Below are 1,091 nucleotides of genomic sequence, written 5' to 3'. Positions count from 1 at the left end.
CCAGGTTGATCAGGGCCAACAGCGGCATCAACGCACAAGGCAGCAAAACGCCCCAGGCGCTGGCCAGGCGATCGCCGAGGCACCAACTGACGCCCCACAGTCCGCACGCGGCAATCATGGCAGTGAGCATGACAACCCTCCTCAAGTGATAATGATAACCAATATCATATAACACTTTTTTGGCCGCCGCATCATTTTCACTGCGCTGACCAAACTCAGATGACACCAGCAGGAAAAAATGATAATTTGACATAAGAAAATTCCTAGTCCTGTTTGCATGATAATAATCACAATCCTCAACCATGCAATTCAAGTGGATATTCGCGCCAAGGGAATGCTTCTCAACCTTAATTATTCGACAGAACGACTTTGCAAAGAGTGACCTCCGTATGAACGCCCGTTCTTATCAGGAATTACTGAACAGCAAGCAGCGCCTGGCATTATTTCTTTTTCTGATAATGAATGCCGCCTCTTCCGTATTTACATTATTGTTCCCTTTTAGGGATACGCCCGCATTTACCCTACCTTTATTATGTATACCGCTATTTTGTATGGTAGCAGCGCTATTTTCTCTGCAAACGCCACGTAAATATTTGTGCAAACTCAACCTGTTCTCCAGCGTGCTTGGCCTGCTGTGGGCCGCACATATTTACGTTAAAAGTCAATATTGCTTGCCGAATAACCAAGATTTTTTATTAATTAGTTTGTTCAGCATCTTTTTTATCAGCGCTATTTCTCTGACGGATAACTTTACCGCCTTTTGTTTACACGCCGTGCCTTCCGCAATGGTGATCCTGGCTTTAGACGGCATGCATAATACCCTGCGGATATTATTCACCACGCTATTACCTATTATCGCTTTCTCCATTCATCACCTGATGTTGAAACGCAGTGAAATCTTTACCCACGCGCTGGTGGCCAACCTGTATAACGAGCGGGACAAATTCAATAATTTGAGCATGCTCGATCCCCTGACCGGCCTTTATAACCGGCGTGGCCTGGAAAATAAGATCACTATGCTGCTGGAACCGCAAACCGGCCGCCACTACGTGCTGCTGCTGGATATCGACCACTTCAAGGTCTACAACGAC

2 protein-coding genes are annotated in these 1,091 nt (G+C 46.2%); one reads left to right on the top strand and one right to left on the bottom strand.

What is annotated here, in order from left to right; all coding sequences use genetic code 11:
• Window positions 1-253 (bottom strand): DUF1435 family protein (locus AB0442_RS42645; protein WP_366168875.1); only part of this gene is annotated, 253 nt, incomplete at its 3' end.
• Between the two features lie 49 nt (window positions 254-302).
• Between AB0442_RS42645 and AB0442_RS42640 the strand changes: the two genes are divergently transcribed.
• On the top strand, window positions 303-1,091 hold a 789-nt coding region (locus AB0442_RS42640), incomplete at its 3' end, for a diguanylate cyclase (RefSeq protein ID WP_366168874.1).

Origin of the sequence: Kitasatospora sp. NPDC085895 (assembly GCF_040702125.1) — a bacterium.
Taxonomy (GTDB): Bacteria; Actinomycetota; Actinomycetes; order Streptomycetales; family Streptomycetaceae; genus Kitasatospora; species Kitasatospora arboriphila.
The sequence above is the reverse complement of the archived record's forward strand: the minus strand, read 5'-3'. Positions and strand labels throughout refer to the sequence as shown.